This is a genomic window from Streptomyces sp. NPDC048270, from assembly GCF_040652335.1.
In the GTDB taxonomy this organism is placed as follows: domain Bacteria; phylum Actinomycetota; class Actinomycetes; order Streptomycetales; family Streptomycetaceae; genus Streptomyces.
The window spans coordinates 1-25,953 of record NZ_JBEZLV010000060.1; the positions used below are offsets into that span (position 1 = coordinate 1).

17 protein-coding genes and 1 pseudogene are annotated in these 25,953 nt (G+C 68.0%); 10 read left to right on the plus strand and 8 right to left on the minus strand.

Features of this window, described 5'->3' with window-relative positions; translation table 11 throughout:
• Positions 1–1,163, plus strand: a 1,163-nt coding sequence (locus AB0D66_RS31550; RefSeq protein ID WP_362310627.1) for a hypothetical protein, incomplete at its 5' end; no start/stop codon positions are given.
• 320 nt (positions 1,164–1,483) lie between these two features.
• On the opposite strand, the gene AB0D66_RS31555 is transcribed toward AB0D66_RS31550, so the two are convergent.
• Positions 1,484–2,410, minus strand: a complete 927-nt coding sequence (locus tag AB0D66_RS31555) for a DEAD/DEAH box helicase family protein (RefSeq protein ID WP_362310628.1) — start codon at positions 2,408–2,410, stop codon at positions 1,484–1,486.
• A 68-nt stretch (positions 2,411–2,478) separates the two neighbouring features.
• Positions 2,479–4,377 carry a DNA methyltransferase gene (locus AB0D66_RS31560; RefSeq protein WP_362310629.1) on the minus strand — a complete coding sequence of 633 codons (1,899 nt, stop codon included), beginning with the start codon at positions 4,375–4,377 and terminating at the stop codon, positions 2,479–2,481.
• A 392-nt stretch (positions 4,378–4,769) separates the two neighbouring features.
• Here AB0D66_RS31560 and AB0D66_RS31565 point away from each other — a divergent pair, with 392 nt between their 5' ends.
• The 7 genes from AB0D66_RS31565 (at position 4,770) to AB0D66_RS31595 (ending at position 16,521) form a co-directional block, all read left to right on the plus strand.
• Entirely contained in the window at positions 4,770–7,178 is a 2,409-nt protein-coding gene (locus AB0D66_RS31565; protein WP_362310630.1) for a hypothetical protein, read from the plus strand.
• Positions 7,175–10,738 carry a helicase-related protein gene (locus AB0D66_RS31570; protein ID WP_362310631.1) on the plus strand — a complete coding sequence of 1,188 codons (3,564 nt, stop codon included), beginning with the start codon at positions 7,175–7,177 and terminating at the stop codon, positions 10,736–10,738. The genes AB0D66_RS31565 and AB0D66_RS31570 overlap by 4 nt, the downstream gene beginning before the upstream one ends.
• The gene (locus tag AB0D66_RS31575; RefSeq protein ID WP_362310632.1) at positions 10,722–12,536 is read left to right on the plus strand and encodes a hypothetical protein; all 1,815 of its coding nucleotides are present in this window, start codon (positions 10,722–10,724) and stop codon (positions 12,534–12,536) included. Before AB0D66_RS31570 ends, AB0D66_RS31575 begins: the two co-directional genes overlap by 17 nt.
• On the plus strand, positions 12,533–13,600 hold the full coding sequence (locus AB0D66_RS31580; RefSeq protein ID WP_362310633.1) for a phospholipase D-like domain-containing protein: 1,068 nt from the start codon (positions 12,533–12,535) through the stop codon (positions 13,598–13,600). The genes AB0D66_RS31575 and AB0D66_RS31580 overlap by 4 nt, the downstream gene beginning before the upstream one ends.
• 747 nt (positions 13,601–14,347) lie before the next feature.
• Positions 14,348–15,349 carry a DUF6192 family protein gene (locus AB0D66_RS31585; protein ID WP_362310634.1) on the plus strand — a complete coding sequence of 334 codons (1,002 nt, stop codon included), beginning with the start codon at positions 14,348–14,350 and terminating at the stop codon, positions 15,347–15,349.
• 1 nt (position 15,350) lies between these two features.
• Entirely contained in the window at positions 15,351–15,779 is a 429-nt protein-coding gene (locus AB0D66_RS31590) for a hypothetical protein (protein ID WP_362310635.1), read from the plus strand.
• A 34-nt stretch (positions 15,780–15,813) separates the two neighbouring features.
• A complete protein-coding gene (locus tag AB0D66_RS31595) occupies positions 15,814–16,521 on the plus strand; it encodes an IS5 family transposase (RefSeq protein WP_362310636.1) in 708 nt (235 codons plus the stop codon).
• A 159-nt stretch (positions 16,522–16,680) separates the two neighbouring features.
• Here AB0D66_RS31595 and leuE read toward each other — a convergent pair whose 3' ends face one another.
• Positions 16,681–17,334, minus strand: coding sequence for a leucine efflux protein LeuE (gene leuE / locus AB0D66_RS31600; RefSeq protein WP_362310641.1), 654 nt, complete (start codon positions 17,332–17,334; stop codon positions 16,681–16,683).
• A 1,361-nt stretch (positions 17,335–18,695) separates the two neighbouring features.
• Here leuE and AB0D66_RS31605 point away from each other — a divergent pair.
• On the plus strand, positions 18,696–20,042 hold the full coding sequence (locus AB0D66_RS31605; RefSeq protein WP_362310637.1) for a replication-relaxation family protein: 1,347 nt from the start codon (positions 18,696–18,698) through the stop codon (positions 20,040–20,042).
• 393 nt (positions 20,043–20,435) lie between these two features.
• Here the strand turns inward: AB0D66_RS31605 and AB0D66_RS31610 are convergent, their stop codons facing one another.
• The 5 genes and pseudogenes from AB0D66_RS31610 to AB0D66_RS31630 form a co-directional block, all read right to left on the minus strand.
• A complete protein-coding gene (locus AB0D66_RS31610; RefSeq protein WP_362310638.1) occupies positions 20,436–21,050 on the minus strand; it encodes a hypothetical protein in 615 nt (204 codons plus the stop codon).
• Between the two features lie 890 nt (positions 21,051–21,940).
• Positions 21,941–22,906 (minus strand): ATP-binding protein, encoded by a 966-nt coding sequence (locus AB0D66_RS31615; protein ID WP_362310642.1) that lies wholly within the window; start codon positions 22,904–22,906, stop codon positions 21,941–21,943.
• A gap of 86 nt (positions 22,907–22,992) precedes the next feature.
• Positions 22,993–23,742 (minus strand): Mu transposase C-terminal domain-containing protein, encoded by a 750-nt coding sequence (locus AB0D66_RS31620; RefSeq protein WP_362310639.1) that lies wholly within the window; start codon positions 23,740–23,742, stop codon positions 22,993–22,995.
• The gene (locus AB0D66_RS31625) at positions 23,697–25,112 is read right to left on the minus strand and encodes a hypothetical protein (RefSeq protein ID WP_362310640.1); all 1,416 of its coding nucleotides are present in this window, start codon (positions 25,110–25,112) and stop codon (positions 23,697–23,699) included. Before AB0D66_RS31625 ends, AB0D66_RS31620 begins: the two co-directional genes overlap by 46 nt.
• Before the next feature lie 2 nt (positions 25,113–25,114).
• Positions 25,115–25,294: pseudogene (locus tag AB0D66_RS31630) on the minus strand (hypothetical protein); the annotation flags it as partial.
• On the opposite strand from AB0D66_RS31630, the gene AB0D66_RS31635 reads away from it, so the two are divergent.
• Positions 25,281–25,826 carry a hypothetical protein gene (locus AB0D66_RS31635; RefSeq protein ID WP_362310643.1) on the plus strand — a complete coding sequence of 182 codons (546 nt, stop codon included), beginning with the start codon at positions 25,281–25,283 and terminating at the stop codon, positions 25,824–25,826. The pseudogene AB0D66_RS31630 and the gene AB0D66_RS31635 sit on opposite strands and share 14 nt — an antisense overlap.
• Positions 25,827–25,953: the final 127 nt, after the last annotated feature.

Below are 25,953 nucleotides of genomic sequence, written 5' to 3' on the forward strand. Positions count from 1 at the left end.
ACAACCCCGACAATTCCCAGGAACCCGCGAAAGAAGTCTACATGTCAGTGTTGTGCGGATTCCTCACCCGCAGCCAAGCTGACGAGACACTTACCCAGATCGCCACCGAGGCTACTTCCAAAATCCCGCCGCCACAGATTGCCACCACGGATCTGGAAATCAAGGAAACCACGGTCCCCGCTAGTTCGATGCGGTTCCTTAAAGTTGCAGCAATAGGTGATTGGGAGCTGGCCGCCATTGCGGCTAATAGGGAAATGCCATCGAGGAAATGGGGCAAGGAGACACTGCAGAATTTTGTACATTCCCTGGCCCCTGGAGATCAACGGGATGCACAGGTCATCGCCGACGAGATGTTCGCATGGTTTAAGGCCAATCTTCTAACGGCTGAACGGTCCCTTCAAACCGTCGAAGAATGGCGTTGGCTCGCGCTACGAGCAAATGGCAATCTGGACGAAGCAGTCGCGGAGGCCAGCTCAGCCCTGCAGTGGCCCGAGTGCAGCATTAGATGGCTCGACTACTTCATCTACCGACTGCAACACAACCCCGACAATTCCCAGGAACCCGCGAAAGAAGTCTACATGTCAGTGTTGTGCGGATTCCTCACCCGCAGCCAAGCTGACGAGACACTTACCAGAATCCGCACCCAGTACCCTGCCGAAATCCGGCAGCAGGAACCTCAGGCCGCCACCTTTATGAGCGATTTCGATGCCATGGCACTCGGAATGAGTACGACGGTCAGCAGTAAAAGAGTACGGCAACAATCGGCCACGGATGCCCTAACGGATGCAGCGAATAAAATCGAGGCGCTCCGCGGTAAAATGAATATAAATACAGAAAACAAGCGCATACTCAAAAATCTCCCAGTCGGGCAGACGGTTAGCGCAGTTATCGTCCGCGACCGCGTGGCACTAGAGGGAGCCGGCACAGTTTACTCCGATGCAAAGCGGCTCCTCGAGTCAGCTACACCGTGGCCAAATGTGGGAAAAGTGATGGGACTGGAAATAACAACTTTCAATATTCGAATGAAACAAAAGGGATCGTTTCTAGATCCTGGCGAAATCGAAATATTCGACTATGCGCAGGGTCGGGAAGTCGCAATTCAGCGCGCTCTGTACCCAAACGTAACAAAGAAGGCCGTTACTACAAAAAAATACAGGCAGTGACCGGAGATGGATTACGCCTGTCTTCGTAATTGGGATTATGTAGCGTTGCCGCTCCCAGGGTGAGGACAGCTTTGGGCGATTCCGGGGCTGAAGTGGCGGTCTACGTCCAGACATATGCGCAGGAGGTTCTTGCCCACGCCGGAATCAGCTCGGACAACCTCCCCCAACTTCCATACAGGAACAGCAGGGTGTACACACGCGAGCAGGCACCTCTTCGGGTCTGTCCAGTAGATGGTGTAAGCGTGGTCGGTTGGTAGGGTCATCTGCGGCCCGAACGCTCCCTCGCAGTCCCGCGGCACCTCGATCTCGCCGGACCGACATCAGTCACCACGGTCGCTGGTCACAGCCTGGGCGAGAGCGCGGGCGTCCGCTACACGGTGATGGAACGTCATCACACGGTCGAGTTGGTGGGTGGCCGCGGCCTTGAATACGGCCGTGGTCAACGCTTCCAGCTGTGCCGCGGCCACTTCCGTCTCCGAGCGCTCCTTGCTTGGGATCCCGCCCGACAGGGCCTGGTCGCGGATCTCCAGCACGATGATCTGGTAGCGGGCCAGCAGCCCGCGGGCGATGGCCTCGGCCAGCGACAGTCGGTAGACCACTGGGCCGAAGACCTGCTCGTCATCCATCGAGGCCACAAGCGTCGGCTCGTTCTCTGCCTCGTCGTGCCCGTCACCCGCGGCCGTCCAGGGATCGGCGACCCGCGGCGCCGCGGTCAGATACAGCCGACGGCCCGCCGGTAGCACTGCATCGTCATGGACCGCGGCCCACGGCTTGCCCCACGGGCCCGATGTGCGGTGCGCCTCATCCACCACCAGGTCCCACCGCCGAAGCCCCGCTCTGTGAGCCTCGGCGAGCACCGGCAGCGACGCGTACGTGGCGAACGCCGTTACTCGCGCCGCCCCACCAGCCCACTCCAGCAACCGCCGGGCATTGGTAGTGCAGCGCACCCCGGCCGCGGCCAGCTCCGCATCCGTGTGCAGTGAGTAGACCGCCACCATCGTCCCGGCCCGACCCGCCTCCCGCCAGGCGGCAAACGTCTGCACCAGCAGATCCAGCGTCGGCACCAGGACCAGCACCCGGCCCGTGCGTGCCACCCGCAACGCGGTGTGCACCCCCATGAAGGTCTTGCCCGTCCCGCACGCCGAAACGATCGTGGACCGCAACCCCGCGCCGGCTGACGGGACGCTTCCCAGGGCGTGCACCGCCGCGTCGACCGCCTCCGTCTGATGCGCTCGTAGCCCCGCCATTCCATCCTCCGTGTCGGCCTCCGCGCTGGTTCGGAACAGGTCGGATGTTGCTGGCACCGGTGGGGAAGTCAGGTGGTGTTGAATTCCGCCACCGCCGCCGTGGCTCGTTGGTCTGCTTCTGTTTGCAGGGTCTCCCAGTCGGCGGTTACCTGTTGTGTTCCTGTGGCGAGGACTGCGGCGCGTACGGCGGTGCGGACATCGCCGGGACCCACCCGCAGCCCGGCGCCCCGGAGGCCCTGGATCTCCGAAAGCGCCTCCGCGGCGGCCTGGTCAAGGTCGAGGGCTGGCCCGGGAGGCATGTTCCCGGCGTCCCTGCACACCACGATGACGTCGATGCGGTTGGGCTCCGCCGCTGCGGTCTTGGAAAGACTGGTCGCCACTTCGGCGATCACGGCGCGGGTGGTGGTGACGGTGAAGCCCGCATCCGACAGCGACCGCATCAGAGCGCACCAGCCCGTGGTCTGCGACTGGTGGAAGCTGAACAGGAGGCAGCCGCCGGGTTTGAGGACGCGCCGGCACTCACGCCAGACGAGGGCTGCGGTGGCTTGGAACCCAGCAGGGGCGGCGTTCTGTACTTCCTGGACGGCACGGGTGCTGGGCACGTCCGGGTAGCCCTGGTAGGGGTGCATGCCACTGAGCCACGCGTGGAAGAAGTCAGCGAGTTCCGAGTAGTGGACGTTGTCGACGTAGGGGGGGTCGGTGACGATGAGGTCCACGCTGTTGTCGGGAAGATCCGTCTGCGAAGCGTCGCCGGTGGTGGTGTAGGCCGTTGCGGGTTCCTGTACGAACTGCTGCCACGTCGTGCTCAGGGGGCGGGCGATTGGCAGCGAGGACTGGTCGACGGAGAGGATCCGGTCGGCCTCGGCCCTGAAGTCCAGCGGACTGTTCTTGTACTGGGCCGCTTTGTGCAGCCGGGTGAGCACCCCGGAGAACCCGGCCGATCCCCCCTGGGCGCCCCAGGGGTCTCCTTCGATGCTGCACCGCTCCGGTCGCAGTACGTGGTTGTGGAAGATCGAGCGGACCGGGCCGGTGCCCTCCCCCTTGTAGGAGCAGAAGAGGTTGTGGTGTTCGACGGTTCTGCCGAACGATGCGATGAGCGCCTCGCGTTCCGCGGAGGCCCCGGGGAGATCGCGCAGGGCCGCGCCGATCAGCCCGAGGCTGTATCGCTGGCGCTCGTTGAAGAACCGCTCCCAGGAGTTATACCCCCAGCGCAGCGCCTGGACCGTGCTGACGCCCTTCTCCAGCGTGCCGAGCGGGCGTACGAGCTCATCGGGAGATGTGTTGGCGAGAGACTTCGCCGCTTTGTCGTACAGGTAGAGATCGAAGTCGTCGATTGCCCGGTACTCGCGCTTGCCGTCGGCGCGCAGCACCAGCTTCGCGTACATGCGTCGTTCCGGGACGGTGCCGTTCAGCGCGGCAATGACAGGGGTGCGGTGTCCGAGGCGGCACGTCATGAACCGTCCGCGGGCGGCCCCTTGGAACGAGAAGGTCAAGCCGCAGGCTGGGCAGTGCCCCCTCTCGTCCTTGCTCAGGTCGGTGACGCAGATGCCCCGGCAGTCTGGGCATACGGCCTGCGCGCGGGGGAATCTGCGCGGGTACGCATGGCGGGCGAAGACCCGGGTGGTGAAGAGCTCCACGTCCTCGCCGCACTCTGGGCAGTGTGCGAGGGCCACCCAGAAGTAGTGCAGGACCGGTTCATCGGAGATGGTGCGGTGCAGTTCCTGGACGGGGCGGGCGCACTTCCTGACGACCTGGCCGAAGAGGTCCGCGAGCACCTCGAGGTCCCAAGGTTGCAGCGCCTGCCGCTGGGTGAGCGTCGCGACGGGGTTGATGTCGCGGCCGACGGCGGCGGCCCCGAGCTTGGCCGCTTCGACAAGGGTGGTGCCCGATCCGGCGAAGGGGTCGTACACGACGAGCCCCCGCAGCCTGTCCGAGGCGTCCGCGATGGAGTCGTCCGGCCCGGACACGGCAGCCAACAGTAGGTGGCGTGCAACGCTGCCCAGGCGCCTCGCCCACCACTTGTGAACGTAGGTCGCGGGCCGGTGCAACTCCTTGCGCCATGACTCGTGCTCGGCGATCCGGCTCCACTCCACTGGTGCCGGCCCGGCCTCGAGAAGCGAGACCAAAGGGAGGGCTGCTTCTGACTTTTCGTTCATGTGTACGCCCCCGGTGGTCCGAACCCGGATCCACCACCCTCGGGTTGGGCTGGAGCAGGTGACGGCCTGTCAATGTGCGTTACTGTAACGGCAGGTAGCGGGGGGATACCAGGTGGGTGATGGCGCGCGTGACATATTTGGACTGCCTCGTCCCTCCTGACGCAGGTCCCGCTGACTTCTTCGAGCGCGTGCAGGCCCTTCGCATGACCGACCGAGGCCGTACCGTTGATCTCGGCCCGCTGGATCGTGCCACCCTGACCCTGCTGTTGCGCGCGTTGTCGAGTGATCAACGCAGCGTCTACCTGGCCCTCCCGCGCGGGCGGCACGACCTGGCCGTGCTGATCGGGATCTACCTCCAGCTCATATGGCGCGGGGCAGAGCTGACCGGCGGATCACCCTGCCCGGTCCCTGTCGGGCCGGTGGTCGTTGTCGGACTGCGCACCAACGTCACCGTACGGCTGGCACAGCTCGCGATCGGTCGGCAGAACCTCTCGCGAGCCCTGCGCATGCAGAGAATTCGTGGTGACGGCCGGGTCGTCGACCTCCAGGGAAAGATCACCAAGGCCATCGACTCACCCTCGGGACTGTTCTACCTCAACACCGCACTCGGCAGGCCCTCGCTGGGGACCAGCGTCGGCACCGTCGTCATCGACCGCACCAGCATGGCCAACGACCATTCCTGGGAGCGCGCGTTGGCCTGGGCAAGCGAGCACGACGCCGCCCGTGTCGTAGCCGTGGCCGACCTGGGCACCCAGCCGGGCGGTAGCCGGGCCTGGACGCAATGGCCGTGGAGTCCCGCGTTGCGCGCCGACGTGCGGCACACTCTCGGGCACCGCCCCGCATACGGCCCGCTGACCAGTAACGCCCTCCTCGCCCGCCGACCGGCAGCCGCGCCGAGCGCGGCGGTATACCGCCACAAGCAGCTCGCCGAGCTCCTCCGGACGGTTGTGGCGGGTGTGGTCGCAGCACGGCGTGTGCGCGCGTCGGAGTCCTGGCCGCAGCCGGTCGCCGACGCCGTGCGTCTGTTCAACCTGCTGTGGTGCAGCTGGGGTTCGATCGGAAGGCAAGACATCTGGCAGGTATTGATGGGGCGCGGCAGCGGTGCACGGGCGCTGGCCCGGTCGGTGTCCCGAGGGACATTGGAGGGGCGGGGCGGACCGTGGGGGCTGTTCCGCGAGACTCAATGGCCCGACCTTCGGCGCGGCGTGCTGGACCTGTATGAACTGCTGTACGACGACAACCCGCGCTGGGACCTGCTGCTTGCGCTGATCGATTGGGCACGGGCCAGCCGGACAGGCGTACCCATTCTTGTCCGTACCCGCTCCCGCTCCGCCGCCGCCGCTGTCGCCGGGGAGCTGGCCGACGCACTCGGCGGTGATGCCGACTCCCTGCTGCTCGCCCCCCAGCCCGGGCCCGCCGCCGGCAGCGGAGCCGGTGCTCTGCACGTGATGCCCTATACGGAACGCCTGGCCTGGGACGCCTCGCCAAGGCTCGAGTTTCACCTTGGTGCCCCCTCGCCTTTACGCACCGGCGTGCTGTTCGCCGGTGCTGCCGATGAACACGTCACCGTTGTAGAGCAGAGCGAGTACACCTGGCTGGAGCGTTCGGCCGACCGCGCGTTGAGCGGCTGGCACGAGCAGATACGCCAGACGGCCGCAGTGCTGAGGCTGGGCGAGGTACCGGAGCCGACGACGCCCTCGCTGCCCGTCGCGTACGGCCCTGTCGACCTCTCCGGACCGTCCTCCACGCCAGAGGATTCGCCCCAGCACGACAGCCGGCTCGCCCTCGATCTCTCAGCGCTTTTCGAGGACTACGACGCCCCGGCCCGAGCCGTCGGCACCCCGGCGGACCCCGGCCGCAGCGCCACGACGGCAGCCGACGACCCGGTGCCGGCCACGGCCGTGCTCACCGAACCCGAAGGGGCGGTGCTCTGGCTGCGCAGCGACGAGCCGGTCGACGTCCTCATAGGCCAGCGCTACGCCAGGGTGCCCGTGGCCGCGCTCACACCCGGCAGCCGGCTGCTGCGCGCACGCGGCGACGGTCAGTCCAGACTCCACGACCGGCTCGTCATGGTGATGCATGACAGCGCCGAGGTGACCGCCATGGACACGATGATCGGCTTCTTCCGCCAGGCCATCACCGCCGTGCACGAGCAGCGAGGGTCGTGGCCGGACGTGCTTACCGCCCTGAACAACCTCGGGAGCAAGGTCTCGTCATGGCAGGCGGTGAGCAGATGGGCCGATGGCAGCGTCATCGCCCCGGAGGACCCGCAAGACATCCACCGGGTTGCCCTGCTGGCCCGGGATACCCGCCTGACCGCAGGAGGCACGTGGCAGCGCCTGGCCCGCATGGCGGAGGAACTACGCCGCCTACACCGGACGTTGGGCCACACCGCGGCGGCGGCGATGACCGAGGCCGCGCGGGGCATGGAAGGCCCCGCGCTGCGCCAGCTGAAGACACTGTGCTCCGGGATCGACGTCTCGGAGATCCTCGAGGAATTCGACCTGGTCGTCGTCCGCCGCGTCGGCGGCCAGAAGAGCATGTCGACGGCCGCCCTGGGCCGCGTGCCAGGCGCCCGCGGCACAAGCAGCTCACCACAGGAGGCGCCGTGAACGATGCCCGCAACAACCCATTAGCGCCGCACCCCGACAGCGCTGCCGACAACCAGCGGGAGACGGTGCTGATCGATCACCTGACGCAGGTCCTCGCCGACAGGCTTGCCGACCGCAGCGGTCTCCCGCACACGCCTCCGTGGACACCACGCGACCACGTCGTCGTCGGAGTGCTGCCCGCCGTCGCGGTCCCGCCGCGGCACCTGCCGGCACCAGACGAGGCGACGGCCGACCCGAGCCGTCGGCCCGTCGAGTCCCTGCGCGGCACACAGGCGCCCCCGGTCCTGGCACTCGACTTCCGGGTGAGCACCGCCCCCGGCCGCAGGACCGCGCAACTCGCCGTCCACTGCCGATTCGCCCTGTATCTGGAGGACATCGCCAGCTACGCCGAACACATGGAGTACCTGCGCGGCGACGAAGGCCCCTCCGGTGCACAGACCCGGCCGGGAGAGCTGCTGGGCGTCTGGCGTCGCCAGGACGTTCACGTGCCCGACCTGGTGATCGAAGTGCCGCTCGGGGAAGGCGAACTCGATCCGCACGCGCTCGGCGAGGCCCAGCAGGTGCTGGACCGGGCGGTCCGCCGCGCGGTGGATGCGCACTTCACCCGCCCCGAGGCCCGTCGCCCGCTCACCGCTGGTCCGCAGGGCCGCCAGGGGCGGCGCAGGCGCAACGTGCTCCCTGCGGAGGCCATGGCCGACGAGGAGGCATTCCACAGCCATGTCGCGGCACTGATGGACCGCGACGCAGCCCCTTGCGCGCCCCAACTGGTGCTGTCCGCACACGCCCAAGCCCTGGACGGCGGCGGCGACCACCTCGTACGCGTCTCCCTGCACAACGAAAGCGACACGGCACAGAGCGACTGGCAGGACCTCTCCGTGTACGACTGCCGCTTCGCGGTCCTTCCCGGAGACGGCATCAGCATCGTGCCCCAGCGCTTCCACCTCGCCCCCCGCGACTACCGGCTGGAGGCGCTGGCGGAGGTCATCGGTCGCGGTACCGGCTGCGCAGCAGTACCCCACGGCAGCGGTCTGCGGACCGAGACCCTGCCCGTCCATGTCCAACGCACCGTCGTACCCCGCCAAGCCGGAGTGCGGCACCCGCGGTGGAGTGAGCTCGCCGACGAGCCGGCCCCGATCCTGGACTCCGTCGAGGTCGCGATGGCCCGCTACTCCCGGGAGTTCGCCGCCGCCTGCCGTGCCGCCCAGCAGCTGCCGCACCACAAGGCCATCGAAACCGACCGCGCCCAGTTCGACGACGAGGTCAGGAGGTTCGGCCTCGGCCGCGAGTGCCTGGATCTGGACCTGGACCTCAAACTCGCCTTCCAGCTCGCCAACGAGGTCTTCGCCCGCGTCAACAAAAACCGCAAATACGACAGTTGGCGGCTCTTCCAGCTGGTCTACATCGTCTCCCACCTGCCGGCCCTCGCCGTGCGCGAGCACCCGCAGCGGGCGGACCTGCGCGCTGAACTCGACCACACCGACGTGCTGTGGTTCCCCGCGGGCGGAGGGAAGACCGAGGCATACCTGGGGCTGATCCTCACGGCCCTGTTCTACGACCGGCTGCGAGGCAAGCATGCAGGGGTCACCGCCTGGCTGCGCTTCCCGCTGCGCATGCTCAGCGTGCAGCAACTCGACCGCACCCTGCGCATGCTGATCGCGGCCGAGACGCTCCGCGCCGAACGCCAGATCGGATCCCCCCACGACGACCCGTTCGCGCTCGGCTACCTGGCCGGCGGGGCGGGCAGCCCCAACGACCTCCACTGGGAGCGGGGCTGGTGGCGCGGCTGGGAGACCGAGGCCGCTGCCACCCGGGCGGGGACCTTCGCCGAAGATCATCTGCGCGACCGGCTCGTGATTACCTGCCCCTACTGCGAGCGTGACAGCGTACGGCTGCGCTTGGACACCGACGCGGTCCGCCTGCATCACGAGTGCGCCGCCTGCCAGCGGATCCTGCCCCTGCAGGTGAGCGACGTCGAGGTCTACCGCACACTGCCCGCGATCGTCATCTCCACCGTCGACAAGCTCACGGGGCACAGCTGGTTCCCCGAGTTCACCGCTTTCCAGCACGGGCCGAGGCACCGCTGCGCCGAGCATGGCTACTTCTCCTTCCCGCGTTTCGGAGTCTGCTCGGCCGGGCCGGACCATTGCACTGCGCCGAAGGGCGGCTACCCGGCGGCCCGCCCGGTCAAGGACCCGGTACCGGCGCTGACGGTGCAGGACGAGATGCACCTCCTCAAGGAGGAGCTCGGCGCGTTCAACGCGCACTACGAAGGAATGATCGCCGAACTCCAGTCAGGAGCAGGCAGCGGCCTGCCCAGCAAGGTACTGGGCGCCTCCGCCACCATCGAGCAGTATCAGGACCAGCTCCGCCAGCTCTACGGCCGCCGCCCCCGTGCCTTCCCCGCGCCGGGATGGACACTCGGCGAGAGCTTCTACACCACGACCCGGCCCGACTTCCGGCGCGTTCACATCGGAGTGCTTCCGCACAAGCGCCGAAAAGCCGACGTCGCCGCGATCGTGCAGGGCGAGCTCCTCACCGAGATCGCCCGGCTCCAGGAGGAGCCCAAGGCCCTGCGCGAGCGCCTGGTCCTGCAAGGGCTGCCCGACTCGGACCTCCCACGGCTCCTTTTCCCCTACGAGGTCTCCTTGGCCTATGTGAACAGCAAGCAGCACGGCACTCAGCTCGACGAGGAGCTCGGCCAGCTCTCCGACGACCTGCAGCACGCCGGACTCGACCGCGTCGAGCACGCGGTGCTCACCGGCGAAGTCCCTGTCCCCGAGCTCGCCGCGGCCATCGCCCGGGTCCAACGCGAGCACCTGGACATCCCGCGAGGAGAGCGGCTGCGCGCCCTGGTCGGCACCAGCGTGCTCAGCCACGGGGTGGACCTCGAGCGCCTTAACCTCCTGGTCCTGGCCGGCATGCCGCCGACCGCCGCCGACTACATCCAGGTCACCGCCCGGGCCGGGCGCACCCACGCAGGCCTCGTCGTCACCGTCTACGACCCCGTCTCGCGCCGCGAACGCTCCATGTTCTCCAACTTCCTGAGCTACCACCGCCTGCTCGACCGCATGGTCACCCCCGTGCCCGTCAACAAGTACGCCTACTTCGCAGCCCGACGCACCCTGCCCGGCATCGTGCTGGCGCTGCTCCACGACGCCGCCCGCGACCCCGCGCTGAAGCCACCACCGGAAGGAGCCGACTTCTCCAAAGACTTCAAGCGCTGGTGGAGTGCCCAACGACCACTCCTCGACCCCTGGCTGGAACGACGCATCCCAGCCTGCTACCGCGAGCGCGTAGCGGGCGTCAATGGGCGCGGACTGGAGAACGACCTCGTTGAGCGCATTATCGAAATCTGGCGGCAGGAGGAACGGCCCAACCTCAACAAGGGCGCAGAGGAGAGGCGCACCGCCTACCTCTTCCTCCAACAGCCGCTCACCAGCTTCCGCGACATCGACAAAAGCACCTCGTTCCAGTCACTGACCAGCAGCCAGGACGCCTTCAAAGCACTCGCTACCAACACCGCCGACAGCAAGCGGGGCGAGGATGAACCGCAGCCGTAGCCAGGCCATGACCGCCTTCCTGCCCGGCGCCCTCTTCCGCCACGAACAGCGACTACGCGGCAGGGTCCAGGCAGTCGACGGAGACGTGGTCAAGAAGCTCAACGAAGACGTCATCTACGACGAGATCTCTCGCTACCTGGAGCGCTGGAGCGAAGACGCCAGAGCCGCCCTGCCCCTGCCGCAGGGCCGACTGCGGCAGAACTTCGTCCTGGTCAGCCCCGACCTCGTTCGCTTCGAGGTATTCCCGCTCGTCCTCGAATGCGTCCGCCGCTCCTGCCGCCGCGTGCGCACGTACGTGAAGGCCCAGCAACTGGCGGCCGACCCCCGGTGCCGCACCTGCGGCGCACAGCTGCGGCAACTTCCGTACTTCAACGCGCACAACTGCGGACGCGTCCGTCCCATGTACGTGCCAAAGTGCCGTGTTCCCGCGCACGGCTACGACCACATCGTGTTCGAGAACACAGGAAGCTTCGTCACCGCCCTCTGGCGCTGCATCGGCTCAGGCTGCGGCGGCGCGAAGCTCCAGGGCACCTCGCAGTCCCCCTGCGGCTGCGAATGGAAGGACGCAGCCGGCCGCGCCATGATGCGGGCGAGGACGTTCAACGACACCCGCGCCTACCAGGTCCACGCCCTCCAACTCGTCAACATCGACAACTCCGAGTTCCGGCAGTACCAGCGCCACCCCCAACGCGGCCAGATCGCTGTCGCCCATTACCTGAACCTGATCGACTCCCTGGCCCAGGGCATCGGCGACGCCTCCCAGGGCGTCATGGTGACGCGCGTGTCCCCGCAGGAATGGCAGCAGAGGGAACAACTACTGCGCCAGATGCACGTGCCGGAGGAGGAGATCGATCAGTACCGCAGAATGATGGGCCCCGAGGAGAGCGGCCTGGCTGCTCTGCCCAATACGGACGCCGACAAGGGGCGGTGGGAACTGCTCGGCGCAGATCGCCCCTTCGTGGAACGCGCAGCCGTCTTCGACCCCGCCCAGATCCAGCGCATCACCCTCGAAGACCAGTGTGCACGCTTCGCCGAACTCCAGGACCGGCTGGCCCAGCAGACCACGGAACGCGCCCGCGAGCAGGCCCGCACTCTGGGGATCGCAGAGATCGCCGTCACCTGGGAGTTCCCCGTAGCCCGAGTCGCCTTCGGCTACACCAGAGAGGAGCACGAGCCCGAGCGGGGCGTCCTGACTGGCTTCCACAACAAGTCCCACCACGACGGAAAGTACCCGGCCTACGTCGCAGCATCGGACACCGAAGCCCTCCTGGTCACCTTCTCCGCACGTTCCGTCCTGTCGTTCCTGAACGCCAAAGGACTCGCCGTCGGGGCGGCCGAAGACGAATCGGCGGCCCGACAGAGGCTGCTGGAGCTGTTCACGGACCAGAACGACCCGGAAGCCGCCCGCGCGGCAGCAACCGTACACACGGTCATCCACACCCTCGGCCACCTCTTGCTTCGTTCCCTGGACGACGGCCAAGTAGGACTGGCCGAGAACACGCTCGCCGAATGGGTCGTCACAAAGGCGCTCACCGTCGCCATCTACGCCGACAATGTCCGTGAATTCACCCTCGGATCACTGTGGACCCTGCTCAGCAACCGCGTGCTCAGCTGGCTGGAGAGCACCGCTGACTCGGTGCTCAGCTGCGAGAACGACCCGCTGTGCCATCAGTCCTCACCGCGCTGCTGCGAACGCTGCGTCTACCTCACGTTCGGCTGCCAGTTGTTCAACGACGACCTCGACCGGGGCCTCGCCGCAGAGTTCCTCCGCCACACCGCCGCCTCGAGCCACACATGACCGACGAACTGCGACCGCTGATCCCGCTCGCCCAGCTACTGGAGCGCCTAGCGGGGAGCTACACGGCAGCCGCCGAATGGACACGGGAGATCGCCAGATCCGACACCCTTGACGCCCTCCGCGTGCACGGGGTCGCAGACGATCACGCTACCGCCGTACGCCAGCTCGCCGCCGAGTGCGGCCTACTGGACCCAGGCCGGCACACAGAGCTCGTCCCTGCCCGCCTCTCCCAACTCCAGGTGCTCCTGGACGTCTTGGACGGCCTTGACCCACCGCCCGCAGCACCACCATCCGAGCGCCCCCTGGTGTTCACTACCCCGCGAGCCGCCGCCCACCTGGTAGCACCCCCCGTCCGACGCCTGGACTTGCTAGTCCAGGACGTCATCGCCGGAGCCGACAGCGAACTCCACATCGGCGGCCCCTTCTGGAACCGCCACGGCTGCGACCTACTGCGCGAGGTTCTGCTGCCCGCCGTCGCCGAGCGCCAGGTCGCCGTCCACTTCTACGCCCACGACCCAAGCAGCCGGGCCCAACCCCTCAACGATCTCGTCAAAGACTGCGCTGACTACGGAAGAACGTCCTTGTACTGGTGGACCGGCGCCAACCCCGGCATGATGCACGCCAAGTTCGTGGTCGCCGACCGTGCCACCGGCTACTTCGGGAGCGCGAACCTGTCCTCCCTCGGTCTTCAAGAGCACTTCGAGATCGGCATGGCACTGGGAAGCACACAAGCATCGTCACTGGTGGACTTGTGCACCCGGCTGCGCCAGGAAGGCTTCTTCACCCAGGTAACCAAGGGGCCGGGACGTGCACCGGACCCGCTCGTCCTCTTGGAGACCGCCGACGGGAAACGGCGCTTCGGCCAGTTGCGATCCTGGCGCACCACCAGGGACGGCCGCCGTGAAGCGGACGTCCTGTGCCGCCTCTCGGACGACGCTCCGCGGCCAGCCAGAATCCGCGTCGATGAGAGCCGCATCCGACTCATTCCCGGCGTCGACTACGCAAACGTGCCGACAGCAGGCGGTGCCCGGGCAGACGACGGCGAAACCGAAGGCACCGGGTAGTTGACCACACGAGGCCCTACGCTCCCTCCATGCCCGTGCGCGAGGGCAGGCTCGGTCCCCGGAGTACGGCCGGGCCGCACGGCCTGATGCTGGCGGCTCCGCCCCTGGCATCAGGCCGGTTCAGTCATCGTCCGGTGTGCTGCCGATCCAGGCGATAGGCACCCTCCGGCATGGTGCCTCAGTGCGTGTCTGAGATCCCTGGCCATGCGATCCGTCGGCCGGAATGCTGAGGTCATGGCTGTTGGTGAGTCGGGCCGGGGGTATTGCCGGGAGTGTGGGGTGTTGCTGTCGTCGACGAAGTCGGCGGCAGCACTGTTTTGTTCGGGTAGGTGCAGGTCACGCCGGTGGAGGGCTCTGGAGCGTGCCCGCCGGCGGGTGGCGGCCATGCAGCGTGGTCAGGGCGCCGTGTGTCCGGTGTGCGGTCGCGGGTGGACGGTCGGGGTGGAGTTTCGTCGCTCGGCGGTGTTCTGTTCGGCGCGGTGCCGGACGCGGGCCTGGCGAAAGCGGGCGTTACGGGGTTCCGTCACGGTGACGGAATAGCCGAACGCCGCGGGTGTCCCTGGTGTCTCGCTTGTTCGGTACGGGGTCGAACGGCCGGTCCGGTAGCGCCTCGCGCGCCCCCGGTACGCGCCTGCCGCCATGGGTACGCGGACGCCCATTCTGGTGGTGACCTGGGCCGATGTGCTTTCGAACGGTCGCTGTCGGGCGACTGGCCTGCCCGGGAAACCTTGAGGGGGTGGAGGCAGCATGTCGGAGCGGGTGGGGAACGTCTCTCGGTCGCGCTACGAGCAGCTGGTGGCCGAGGCGCGGGACCTGGTGGAGCAGGTCACGAAGGCCCAGTTCGGGCTTGGTGACAAGGCGCTGGAGATCGAGCCGATGCGCCCGGTCGGCGGGTCGGTGGCCAAGGGCAACGACGACTTGTTCACGGTCGAGGAATCGTTGCAGATGTTCGCGGACGACATAGGCGTGGCGCTCTCCACCGTGGAGGACTGGCGGTGGGTCGCCTCCCGCTGGCCTGCGGGCAGGCGTCGGAGCGGGGTCTCGTTCACCGTGCACAAGATCCTGGCGTCGATTCCGGACGAGGCGGAGCGGTGGGTGGCCATCGAGGACGCCCCGTTCAATCCACGCAGGAACCGCAAGCAGTGGACCACCGATGGTGCGAAGCGCCTGGTGGGGCAGCAGGTTGACCGGCCGGTGACGGTCGAGGAGAAGGTACGGGCCGTCCGCGACCTGACCCGCGATGACGAGGTGGCGGTGGCGGTCACCGCCAGTCTCCTGAGCCGGCCTGAGACCGCCGCTCTGTTGCCGGCGGCCGAGCGGGTGCGGGTGGTGCAGGAGCTGACCCGCGACGACGAGGTCGCCACCCACGTAACCTCCAGGCTCCTGCAACGCCCCCGGGTCGCCCGGGAGGCGATGCGCGACGACGACACCCGCTTCACCGTCAACCGCGCCCAGTTCGACAACTCAGAACAGGCAAAGGAGAGGGTCCGCGAAAGGGTGTCGGCGGTCCGCAGGATCGAGCACACCATCGAGTACCTGGATCTGGTCGGCTCCTGCCACAGTTACGTCGCCACCCTCGGACGGCTGGTCCCGCAGATGCGCGGCCAGGAGTTCACCGACGACGAACGCGCCACGATCATGCGAGGCATCTCCAAGGTCCGCGGGGCTGCGGACTGGCTTGAGGCCGCGATCGAAACCGGTCGCTTCACCCTGGACGAGCAGCTTGCCCAGCTCCTGAAGGGCGAGTGAGATGATGCCTGCCCGCCGTCGCATACGCGGCGCGGCCACCCCGCTCAGCACGCACTACGGCGACCTGGTCCGCGTCGCCCTGATGGAGGCCAGGCCTGCGGGCCTGCAGACCCGGCAGCTGGTCGCCGCCACCCGCCTCACCCCGTCCCAGGTCGCCCGGGGTGTCCGTCATCTGCGGGATGTCGGCGCGGCCGAGCACCTGACGCCGATCATCTGGCGGCGTCGCGACGGCTATCTCTTCTCCGAGGAGCCGGCCGACTGGATCGAGTACGAGAAGCAGCAGTTCCGGCAGATCCTGGGCCGTCTCACCCGGATGATCACCGGCACACTCGATCCTCACCTCGCCCGCTACCCCGAGGACGAATGGGCCCAGCTCGCATCCGCCCAGCTCACCGGCGTCCGCGCCGCCCTCGCCCAACTCACCAAATAGGCCCCAGGCCCGAACCGATTCCGGGGAGGCCGCGATGGCATTGATCTCCCGTCGGCGCCGCTATCCGTCCGACACGACCGTGGCGGAGTGGGCGCTGCTCGAACCGCTGCTGCCCGTTCAGGCCTGTATGACCAAGGCCGGCGGGCGGCCGGAGAAGTGGCACCGCCGCGAGATCGTGGACGCGATCCGGTACATCGTCGACAACGGGGTCAAGTGGCGTGCGTTGCCTTGCGACTATCCGCCATGGCAGACCGTCTACTACCACTTCGCCCGCTGGCACCGGGCCGGTGTCGTTGCCTTCCTGCGTGATCAGCTCCGACGGCAGATCCGTACCGGCCAGGGCAGGTGCCCCTGGCCGGTCACGCTGATCGTGGACTCGCAGTCCGTCAAAGGCGCCGACACCGTCTCCAAGACCACCCGCGGCTACGACCCGGCGAAAAAGATCAACGGCCGCAAGAGACACATCGCGGTGGACACCCTCGGCCTGCCCGTGATGATCACGGTGACACCCGCCGACATGACCGACCGCGACGCCGCCCGCGAACTCCTGTGGCGCCTGCGCCTCATGCAACCCCAGATCACCCAGGTCTGGGCCGACTCCGCCTACGCCGGCCAGCTCATCACCTGGGCCGACACCTTCCTCAAAATGACGTTGAAGACCGTCTCACGGCCCCGCAACGCGAAAGGCTTCGTCGTCCTCCCCGACGCTGGAAAGTCGAACGCACCCTCGGCTGGATCATGAAATCGCGCCGCAACGTCCGAGACTACGAACGCCTCCCCCAGCACTCCGAAGCCCACCTGACCTGGGCACTCATCACGCTCATGACCCGCAGACTGTCGCGCAAAGACGCCCACGCCAACTGGGCGCGGAAGGTAGCTCCACACCGCTGAAGCCCACCGGTCAGCTGGTGGTGGCAAGTTTGGCTGCGAAGCCGAGGAACAGGGCGCCAGCTCCTGCAGTGAGTCCGGCGGAGAGCCGTTTGCGTCGGCGGAACTGGGTTGCGAGGTAGGTCCCGCCGAAGATCAGAGCCGTGATGTAGCAGAGGCTGATCGACTGGTAGACGAGTGCCAGCAGCGCGAACGACAGCGCGGGATGCGGGTAGGCAGGGTCCACGAATTGGGCGAAGAAGGAGATGAAGAACAAGATCGCCTTCGGGTTCAGCAGTGTGACCAGGAACGATCTGCGGAACGGCCGCTCAGCATCCGTACCGGCCGCTTCCGGGCGCACGGCCTGTGAGGCTGGAGCTTCGCGGGTCCGCCACAGAGTCCACGCCCCGCGGAGCATCGACAGGGCGATCCACCCCAGATAGCCGGCTCCCGCGAATTTGACCACTGCGAAGGCCACAGGATTGGCGTTCAGTAGTGAGCCGACACCCACCGCGGTCAGCAGCATCAGGACCATCTCCCCAAGGAAGACGCCTGCGGCGGCCCTATACGCCGTCTTGACCCCGCGCCGCACCGCCACCGACAGCGTGTACAGGGAACTCGGCCCCGGCAGAAGAATGATCAGCAGAGTCCCCAGCGCGTAGGTAGGCAGATTCGCCACTCCCAGCATCGCCATCACTCCACTCTCCGACTGTCTGATCGGCCGCCGGTCACCGCCAATCACGACACGCTAGTCGCATCACCCTTATCGGAGCGTTTACCTGGGGATAGCTGATGACTGACCCCTCACGGGGACACCAGCGACCTCAACGCCACCGCAGGACACCGCGAGGGATCTCGAACACGTAGTAAGCCCCGTGGTAAACGGCGGAGCGCTCCCCGGCCTGGATTCGGGCCGTTTCCCGCACTCCCCGGGTTTTCGGTGTAGTGCCTGATCAGGTCCGTCATGGGCGTCCGTCACAGGTCCGTCGTGGGCCCGTTGTGGATCCACGCCACGACGGGCCGCTGACGGACTGCACGACGGACACCACGACGGGTCCCAACGGCCCGCTGCCCGTCGCCTGGATCGCGGAGCGAGGCGTCGTCAAGAGCCCCAGGGACAAGTAGTCGGCGCGGCGCACCGCCCGTCACCGGTTGCACACCAGGTCACCGCGCCGTCCGGCGCCACGCCGCCTTGGAGGCGATGGGACCCGGGGCGGCACCCAGGGCGCGACCCGGGGCGGCACCCAGGATGCGACCCAGGGCGCGACCCAGGGCGCGACCTCGCCGGGCCGGAGCTCCGGCGCCCGGTGCTCGTCCCGGCCGTGCCCGGCGGCGGCCTCGAAGGACCGCCGTCCGGCGCCTGGGCGGCCGGGCGCGCCGGCTGTCACACAGCGGTTCACACGACGTGTTAATCACACGCCTGACGTGCGCCGATCCCCTACAACCCCCGCCTGCGCCTTGTGTTACTGCACTTGTGTTACTGCCCGGCCCGGCCCTTGGGATCGAAGGCGAGGGCCCCCTTGTCCGGCTGTGCCGCACCCCCTTGTCCGGCTCAGCTACCAAGGGATTTCTCCGCAGGGCGGCGCGCGGCGTTCTGTGGAGAGGTAGCACCGCTCAGCATTCGATGGCGGTTCGGTGCTGAACGGGTGCTACCCCGATGTCACCTCCGGTGCTACCCGGATGCTGCCTGCTGCGGCCCGGCCCGGACAGCCGGCGCGACACCGGTCCGGCCCGGGGCGGTGACCATTCGGCGCTGGCGGCGTTGTGCATGCCGATCGCCCCGGCCCGGCTTTGTTCGGGCGTCGGTCCACTCCTCCGGCGTTGCCGGGCCGTGGCGGTCAAGGGGTCCCGGGCAAGCCTCCCGCCCCCCTGCGGTCTTCCCTGCGTTCCCCCTGCGGTGCCTATGGCTTGCCCGGCACGCGTTTGCCCAGTCCAGCGCCCGTTCTCCCCACCCGGGTGAGCCTCGACCACCCCTCTGTATTGCATGATCAGTCAGGACAGAGGGTCGCCCGTATGGACGCGGGGGCCGGGAACGGGGAGGCGATTGGGGTGGGCGGTTCGAAGGTGCGCCGGTACGGGTCGACGGGCCGCACGCGCACGATGTGCCTGGAGGCGCTCGGCGTGGTGAAGGTGGCTACGCCGGATCAGATCCGGCGGCTGATGTGTCCGGGGACGAAGGACGCGGCGACGGTGCGCGGCGGTCTGAAAGACCTCGAGGCCGAGAAGCTGGTCATCTCCCCGGGCAGCGCCGTGCGCGTCAACGCGGCGGGCGTCCGGGTCACGGAGAAGCTGTGGACGCTCACGACGGCCGGACTGGACGCGGCAGCCGTGATCCTGGATCGCCCGGCGCGCGAGATGGGCGGCACGGCGAAGGCCGCGGCGGCCTCCGGCGCCAAGCACGCCCGCGCCGTCACCAACGTCCTGGCCGCCTTTCTCCAGACGCCGCCCGAGCTGACGCAGCCGCCCGTCCGCAAGCACCAGTTCGTCCCTGCGCCGCCCGCCGAGGAGCCGGCCGAGGAGCCGTCCGTACGGGCGGAAGGTCTGGGGCCGCTGGCCGCCTGGTCCACGGAGATAGCGCTGCCGGTCGGCGGCACGTTCCTCTCCCCGGCCCGGGGCAGCCTGCGCGCCGACATGGTCTTCGCCTCCCCCGGCCACGAGACGGTGCCGCTGCTGTTCGTGGAGGTCGACAACGGCACCGAGGGCCCGCCGATCGTCGCGGACAAGGTTGCTCGCTACCGCCGGTTCTTCGCCCGCCGCGTCCCCGCCGGCACCGGCACCGGCCTGGAGGTGCCGCTGTGGCGGACTGTGTGGCCCGACAGCCCCCGCGACGGTTATCCGCCCGTCGCCCTGGTCTTCACCAAGGACATGGGCGAGGAAGCCATGCTGGCGAGGATGCGCGAGATCGGCTCCCTCGCCCGTGAGCACTGGCGCGGCGAGTGGATGGCCGACGGCTACGCCCCGGAGGGCGAGAAGCCGGACGGCTACCGCGACTACACCGGCACCATCCCGCTCCTGGCCACCACTCTGCGCCGGCTCGCCGCCCACGGCCCGCACGGACCGGTGTGGTGGCGCTACGGCCACAAGACCTGGCAGTCCCTCACCGACGCCCTGGACAACCCCGACGACTACCGCGCCTACTCGGTCCGCGAGGAGGCACGCCGCCAGGCCGAACAGGCCGAACGCGACCGCAAGAACCGCGAGTACGAGGCCAGGCGCCGCGCCCTGGAGGCCGCGAAGTGGACCTGCCCGATCTGCCAGTGCTCGGTGTACCCGGACGATGACCTGACACCCGGCGGCGAGTGCCGCCCCTGCCTGAACTACCGCCGCTCCCAGCCCCCCGTCCCCGAACAGCCGCCGACCCGCGGCGGCCTGTTCGGACGCCGCCGCCGCACCTGACCCGGCACCACCCGCCGTGGTAAGCGCAGCCGACCCGGCTTACCACCACGGCCCGTGGTAAGCCCGACCTGTGAGGCTCACACACCGTTTCCCCTGGTGGGCGCGCATCTGTGTGACTGTGAGGGACTTACCACGGGCCCCGGCACCGTGACGCGGGACGGAGCGGATAGGGTCCCGTTCATCCCGTGCCGATATGGCGCGCACGGGTGAGGCCCGGCGCCCGGACACCCTCTGGGACGCAGTACCGCCGGGCCGCCCCTACTCTCTTTTCCGCGCCGCTGGGCACGATTGTCTTGAACCAGGCCACGCCTCCGGGGAAATGGGAAGCGCCGGGAAGTGAACTTGTCTGCTGGTTGTGCTGGTGCTTCCTCTGCCCGGCTGCGTCTTGATCGTTTAGCGCATTGCAACCATATCGATCTGCTTGCGCGGGTGGATCTGCTGGATTACTGCTCGCATCAGCTCGTGATGGGTGCTCTGGGTCCTGACGGTCAGTGTGCCGTAGTCGTTGAGGTCACCCCGCTTGACGCGTGAGCCGAGGCTTCCACCGCGGGGCTTGGAGACATACCCCCAGTGGACCGGCATGTTGTACTGCTCGAAGAAGTGCTGGGCGAGTGGGGTGCTGTCTGCGAAGCACGCGAACGACGGCATCTGGCTGGTCTCGGGGAACTCGACGACGGCGAAGTCAACCCCCCTCTCAGCACCGGCCTTCAGGTTCCGGATCTTTTCCTTGCCTTCCGCGGCCATGGAGTCGATCCTGCTGTATGCGTCGTTCACCAGGGCCAGGTACTGGGCGAAGTGGTGCACATCGAAGCTGGAGTGGGCGCCGGCCGCGAACCACGCCATGTCGGTGAAGCCGCCGGGATAGGTGTCGGCGAAGTAGACGCCTTCGCTTTCGAGCTTTGCGAAGAGCAGGGGCAGAGCCTCGTCCTGGGTCACGCCATCCGTGGGGCCGTGCTCGGGGCCGAAGTTCTCAAGGAGTGTCCGCGCGATGTAGTCCGCACTCAGCATGTTCTTCCAATCAGATCATCCATGACAGTTGTCAAGAGACTGCTACGGGTTCCCTGGCAGGCGAAGGCCGGACTGGGCATGCGTGGGTGTCCTGTCAGGAAGCGAAGAGGCAGGGATGGTTTCCCGGATGGGTTCCGGGGGCTGCGCGTAGTGCTGGTTCTTTCTCTTGCCAGGGTCCTGTGCGGTATCACGCAGGAGGTCATTGGGGTGCGGCGTGGGTGTTGCGGGAGGGGTGTGGTCATGGCCCGGTGCTGTCCGTAGTTTTGCGTAGGCTCTGGTGGTTGCCTTTGTGGTGGGGCTGGTGGGGTGGGGGTTGGTTCCTGTAAGGGCAGATCGTGGGTTTTTGGGGTTGTGTGGGTGTATGGGGGTGTTGCTTCGGATCGGTGGTCTGCGGAGTCGGTGTCTTACCTCCCCCGGGGATGCCGGTTCGGGTCGTGGGTCTGTGCCGGAGCCGGGGTACGGCCCTGCTCTCTGTCACCTGTACCAGGGCCGTACCCCACCCCTTTTCCTGCCTGCCTTTTGGATGCGATGCCGGTGCCGCCGGCCTTGAGCTGCTGTGCGCGACGGCTGAGGCGCTGGGCGCGGTGTATCTCCGTGATGACGACCGCCGCGCACGCGGCCTTTTGGCCGGGTTGTTTGGCATCGAGCAGATTCGGCTCATGACGCTGGAGGGGGCGGTGGTTGGTGTACCGACTGCTGACTGATCTGGTGTGTTGTGGGTTTGTTGAGAGCTCGGTCGAGCGGTTGCAGGGGTCGGTCTGGGGTGTGTGACCTGGGAGTGTGTGTCCCGTGCTGAGTGTGGCCGGGTCTGTTGTGGATGGTTCTAGCGTGTAAAGGCTCGGCTGGCGTTTGTGCTGGTCAGGGCCTTTTCGTGTTGTTGGTGTGGTGGGTTAGCGGGTTCGGGTAGGGCGGTGGGTTTCGGCGAGGTGGTCGAGTTGGATCGCGTCGAGGGCTGCTTTGGTGATGCGTTCGGTGCCGTCGTGGATGGCGTTGATCGCGGCTTGGCGGATGAGCCGGGTGAGGGATCCGATGCGGCCGGCGGTGCGTTGGTGGAGGTATACCGCGTGGCGGGGGAGGGTGCCGGGCTGGTGGTGGGTGAGGTCGAGGTTAGTTTCGATGTCGGTGATGATCTCGCGGAAGGGGTGGCGGGTGCCCGCGCGGGCGGGGAGTGGGCCGCAGGTGACCAGGGTGGCGCGTCCGGCGAGTTGGGCGCCGCGGGTGCCGGTGAACAGGGGTGTGTCGGTGACGTTGATTCCGGCATAGACGAACGTCGCGGGGAGGCGTTCGGTGAGGTCTTTGATGAGGTCGGCGGTTTGGGCGCCGGTGGTGGTGCGGGGGTTGAGGCGGTGGATTTCGTCGATGAGGACGAGTTGGATCCCGGCGGTTGTGTAGGTGTGGCAGACGGCTTCGGTGATCTGGGTTTGGGTCATGCGCGCGGTGACGGGGATGGCGAGGTAGCGGGCGAACTCGGTGATGAGGGTTTTCGCGGTGGCGCCGGGCGGGACCAGGACGTAGGCGACGGGTACAGCAGTGTGGGCTGATCCGGGCGGGCCAGGGTTTTTGCGCTGGTGGGCGAGGTGGCAGGCGCGGCCGACGTGGAGGAGGGCCGTTGTTTTCCCGGCTGCGGCGGGTCCGGTGACGATGAGGGAGGGGCGTGCGGTGGCCTGCTGGTGACGGCCGAGGATCATCAGGGTGCGGACCTGGGTGGCGAGGGTGTCGATGGCGGGTGTGCGGATGGTGACGAAGCGGGAGTGATAGGCGAGACGCTCCTCAACGCTGCGGTGCGGCTGGCCGGGCTGGGGCGGGGCCGGTGGGTCGGTGGTGGCGAAGTGCTGCCAGCCGTTCCAGGTGGTCAGCGGCCAGGACGCCTCGACCGCGCTGCTGCCGTCCGGACGGGTCGATGGTGCGCTGCTCGGGTTCGGTGTCGTGGGGTGCGAGTTGTTCACCACTTGGCGGCTTCCTCGTGTGCGTCGTAGAGCCCGAACCCGCTTGCCTGCGGGGTGGGCCGGCTGCCGTCGTCGTCGGGCAGTTCGTCGAGGTCGTCGATGCTGTCGTCCCCGCCATGCTGCGCGTCGTCGTCGGCATGGCGGCGGTTGCTGGCGCCGGTGGGGTGTTCTGAGGGTCGGGTGGCGGGCACCGGGACGGCGGCTGTGCGGGCGATGAGGCCCTGCTCGGTTCTGGTGGCGTGGCCGCTGTGGACGCGGCGCATGAGCTGGTCGAGGGCGTCGGCGAGGTCGGCTTCGTGCTGCTCGGCGTCGTGGTGGTTGCCGTGCAGGGCGAGGGATCTGATGTGCTGCCAGGTGTGGTCGTTGAACGGCTGGTGGACGTGATCGCGGTGGATCCAGGGGATCTCGGTGAGTTCTCCGTCGGGCAGGCGGACCCAGATCTGGCGGACGTCGTGGGGGTTGTAGTGGATCTCCCATTTGCCGTTGCGGCTTTGGTGGGGAGATGCCTGGCCGCGGTAGGGAGCGAGGAGGTCGTGGTCGTAGGTGCGGTGGTGGATGCGGATGCCGGAAGCGGTGATGGCCTGCCACCGCAAGGGCAGCAGTTCGAGGTAGTCGCCGCCGGTGAGGGGGACGGGCACGTACCCGGCGACGGCGACGAGGGCGGCCCACATCTGGTTCGGCGAGAGTGCTTTGCCCGGCATCATCGGGTGGCGCAGGCCTTCGTGCGGCCGGTGGTGGTAGTGCACCAGCCATTCGTCGAGGAGGTCCTGCAGCTGGGCGACGCTGTAGCAGGCCTCGTGTTCGTGTCGCGGCCGCGGCGGGTGACGTCGGATCCGGTGTAGCCGCCGGGCAGGTACTGGCACCACATTGCGTTGATGCTGCCGAAAGCGCGCTCCACGATGCCTTTGGCGGTGGGGGCGTGGGGCGGGGCGGGCTGGACACTGATGCCGAGACTCTCGCAGGCGGCAGTGAACGCGCGGGAGACGAAGACCTTGCCCCGGTCGACGACGATCGTCTCGGGCAGGACGACGGGCCGGGCCGCGGCCCCCGCCAGGCGCTCGTCGATGGCGGCCAGCCGTTGGTGTGGCAGGGCGAGGGCCTGGTCCATGCGCAGGATGTCGGGCCAGGCGGGGCGGGCGGGGTGCGGGACGGCCATCTCCGCGAGCAGCAGGGCAGCGTCGACGGCTTTGGTCGCGCTGGGGCACAGGACGGCGGCGAGGATGGCGCGGGTGGCGACGTCGATGGCGATGGTGAGTTCGGGGCGGGCGAGTGTGCCGTCGTCGAAGAGGGCCAGGACGTCCAGGCGGGTGGTGTCGACCTGGACCTGCTCGCCGGGCCGTAGGGCCGTGGCCGGGGTGAAGGCCCGCCCGTCGAAACTTGCGGGGATCTGGCGGACTGGTCCGGTTGGCAGTTCGCCGGGGCGGGCGAGAGAGGTGACGAGACGGTACAGCGTGGCCTGGGACGGCGCAGGCACGATGCCGGGGCCATGCCGCTTCTCCAGGATCTGGGTGATCAGAGGGAAGAGGCCGTTGATGGTGCCCTTGGAACGGCCGCGCCGGCGGCGCAAAGCCTCGCGGACGGCTGCGACGACCCGTTCGTCGGCCCGCCCGGTGGGGCTGGAGGCGCGGGTGGTGCGGTGGTCGAGGAGCCCCCACAGGCCCTGCTTGCGGTAGTCCAGGCGCATGCGCTGCACCGTGGTGCGTGAGACACGGCCGAAGCCGAGTGCGGTCAGCTCCTCGGCTTTGGCCTGTTCCCGCTCGGCCAGCGTGTGCCGTGCGGGGTCGTACTGATCCCGTACGGCTCCTTCGCTGCCGGGCCCGCCGGGCAGCCCGCTTTCGATTTCCCTTACGTGCCGCTGCCATGCCAGTGCCTTCTCGCGCGCCGCGGCAGGGGCGGTCTCGAACAGCCCCCATTGCGGTGCCGCCTGGGGCGCGTCGGCTCCGATGACGGTGAAGCCGGGGTCGGTGAACAGGTACCCGGCGAGCACGCTCTCACCGCCGCCGTCCGGGCCGACGAGGCGGATGTCCTGCCCGGACAGGGCGACCACCTGCCACTTCACCCCACGGAAACGGACATGCGCCCCGACCTTCACGACCGGCCGGGCATTGCGCCTCATGGTCACCGGATACCTCCTGTCCTGCCGGAACGGCCCGAGCTCCCCGGGCCGACGAGGACACGTTCGTGCAGAGGGCTCTGCAGCGGTGTCGTCAGCTGTCCGCCCCACAGGGCGTGGAAGACGACGGGAAGAACCTCGATGGGGTCGCCGACAGCTTCGGCGCCTTCGATGAGCGGCCGGGGCCCCGCGCTCCTGCCAGCCCTGGAACGCACCTTCACCTTCCAGCACCGCGACGGACACCACCAGCAGCACACCGTGCTGCTCACCGACGGCGGCGTTTACGACAACCTCGGCCTGTCCGTCCTCGAACCGGGACGCTCACCGCACCACACCCAGCACGTCTACGACGTGCCCTTCATCATCTCTTGCGACGCCGGCCTGGGGGAACTCGCCCTGAAGGCACTGCACTTCATGCTCGGGCGCCTCAGCCGCTCCTTCGCCACCGTCCACCGCAAGGCCCAGGACTCCGCCCGCGCCCGCCTGCACGAGTGGGCCGCGAGCGGACGCATCGACGGTTTCGCCCTTGCCTATCTCGGAATGAAGGACGACCGCCTGCCCGCGCCGCCAGCCGACCTCGTTCCGCGCAGCGCGGTCGCCTCCTACCCGACCAACTTCGCTGCCATTGCCCGCAGCGACTTCGAGGCCATCACCACTCGCGGCGAACAGCTCATGCGCACCGTGCTGCCGATGTATCAGCGCGCCGTGGATCTTTGATAGTGAACCCGAGCCCGCTGAATAGCTGCGCTGCTGGTGGGCGTCGTGTGATTTTCAGTGGGTGGCGTCTGTTGTTTGCACCGGGTGTATGAGGCGTTTTTGCTGGTAGTTGGGTTGGGTGGGCTCG

Coding starts and splice junctions, on each gene's coding strand:
- AB0D66_RS31575 (WP_362310632.1), top strand. CDS start 10,722: ATGAACCGCAGCCGTAGCCAGGCCATGACCGCCTTCCTGCCCGGCGCC.
- leuE (WP_362310641.1), bottom strand. CDS start 17,334: ATGCTGGGAGTGGCGAATCTGCCTACCTACGCGCTGGGGACTCTGCTG.
- AB0D66_RS31635 (WP_362310643.1), top strand. CDS start 25,281: ATGAGCGGCCGGGGCCCCGCGCTCCTGCCAGCCCTGGAACGCACCTTC.
- AB0D66_RS31625 (WP_362310640.1), bottom strand. CDS start 25,112: ATGAGGCGCAATGCCCGGCCGGTCGTGAAGGTCGGGGCGCATGTCCGT.
- AB0D66_RS31555 (WP_362310628.1), bottom strand. CDS start 2,410: ATGGCGGGGCTACGAGCGCATCAGACGGAGGCGGTCGACGCGGCGGTG.
- AB0D66_RS31595 (WP_362310636.1), top strand. CDS start 15,814: ATGGCATTGATCTCCCGTCGGCGCCGCTATCCGTCCGACACGACCGTG.
- AB0D66_RS31565 (WP_362310630.1), top strand. CDS start 4,770: ATGACCGACCGAGGCCGTACCGTTGATCTCGGCCCGCTGGATCGTGCC.
- AB0D66_RS31610 (WP_362310638.1), bottom strand. CDS start 21,050: ATGCTGAGTGCGGACTACATCGCGCGGACACTCCTTGAGAACTTCGGC.
- AB0D66_RS31580 (WP_362310633.1), top strand. CDS start 12,533: ATGACCGACGAACTGCGACCGCTGATCCCGCTCGCCCAGCTACTGGAG.
- AB0D66_RS31590 (WP_362310635.1), top strand. CDS start 15,351: ATGATGCCTGCCCGCCGTCGCATACGCGGCGCGGCCACCCCGCTCAGC.
- AB0D66_RS31585 (WP_362310634.1), top strand. CDS start 14,348: ATGTCGGAGCGGGTGGGGAACGTCTCTCGGTCGCGCTACGAGCAGCTG.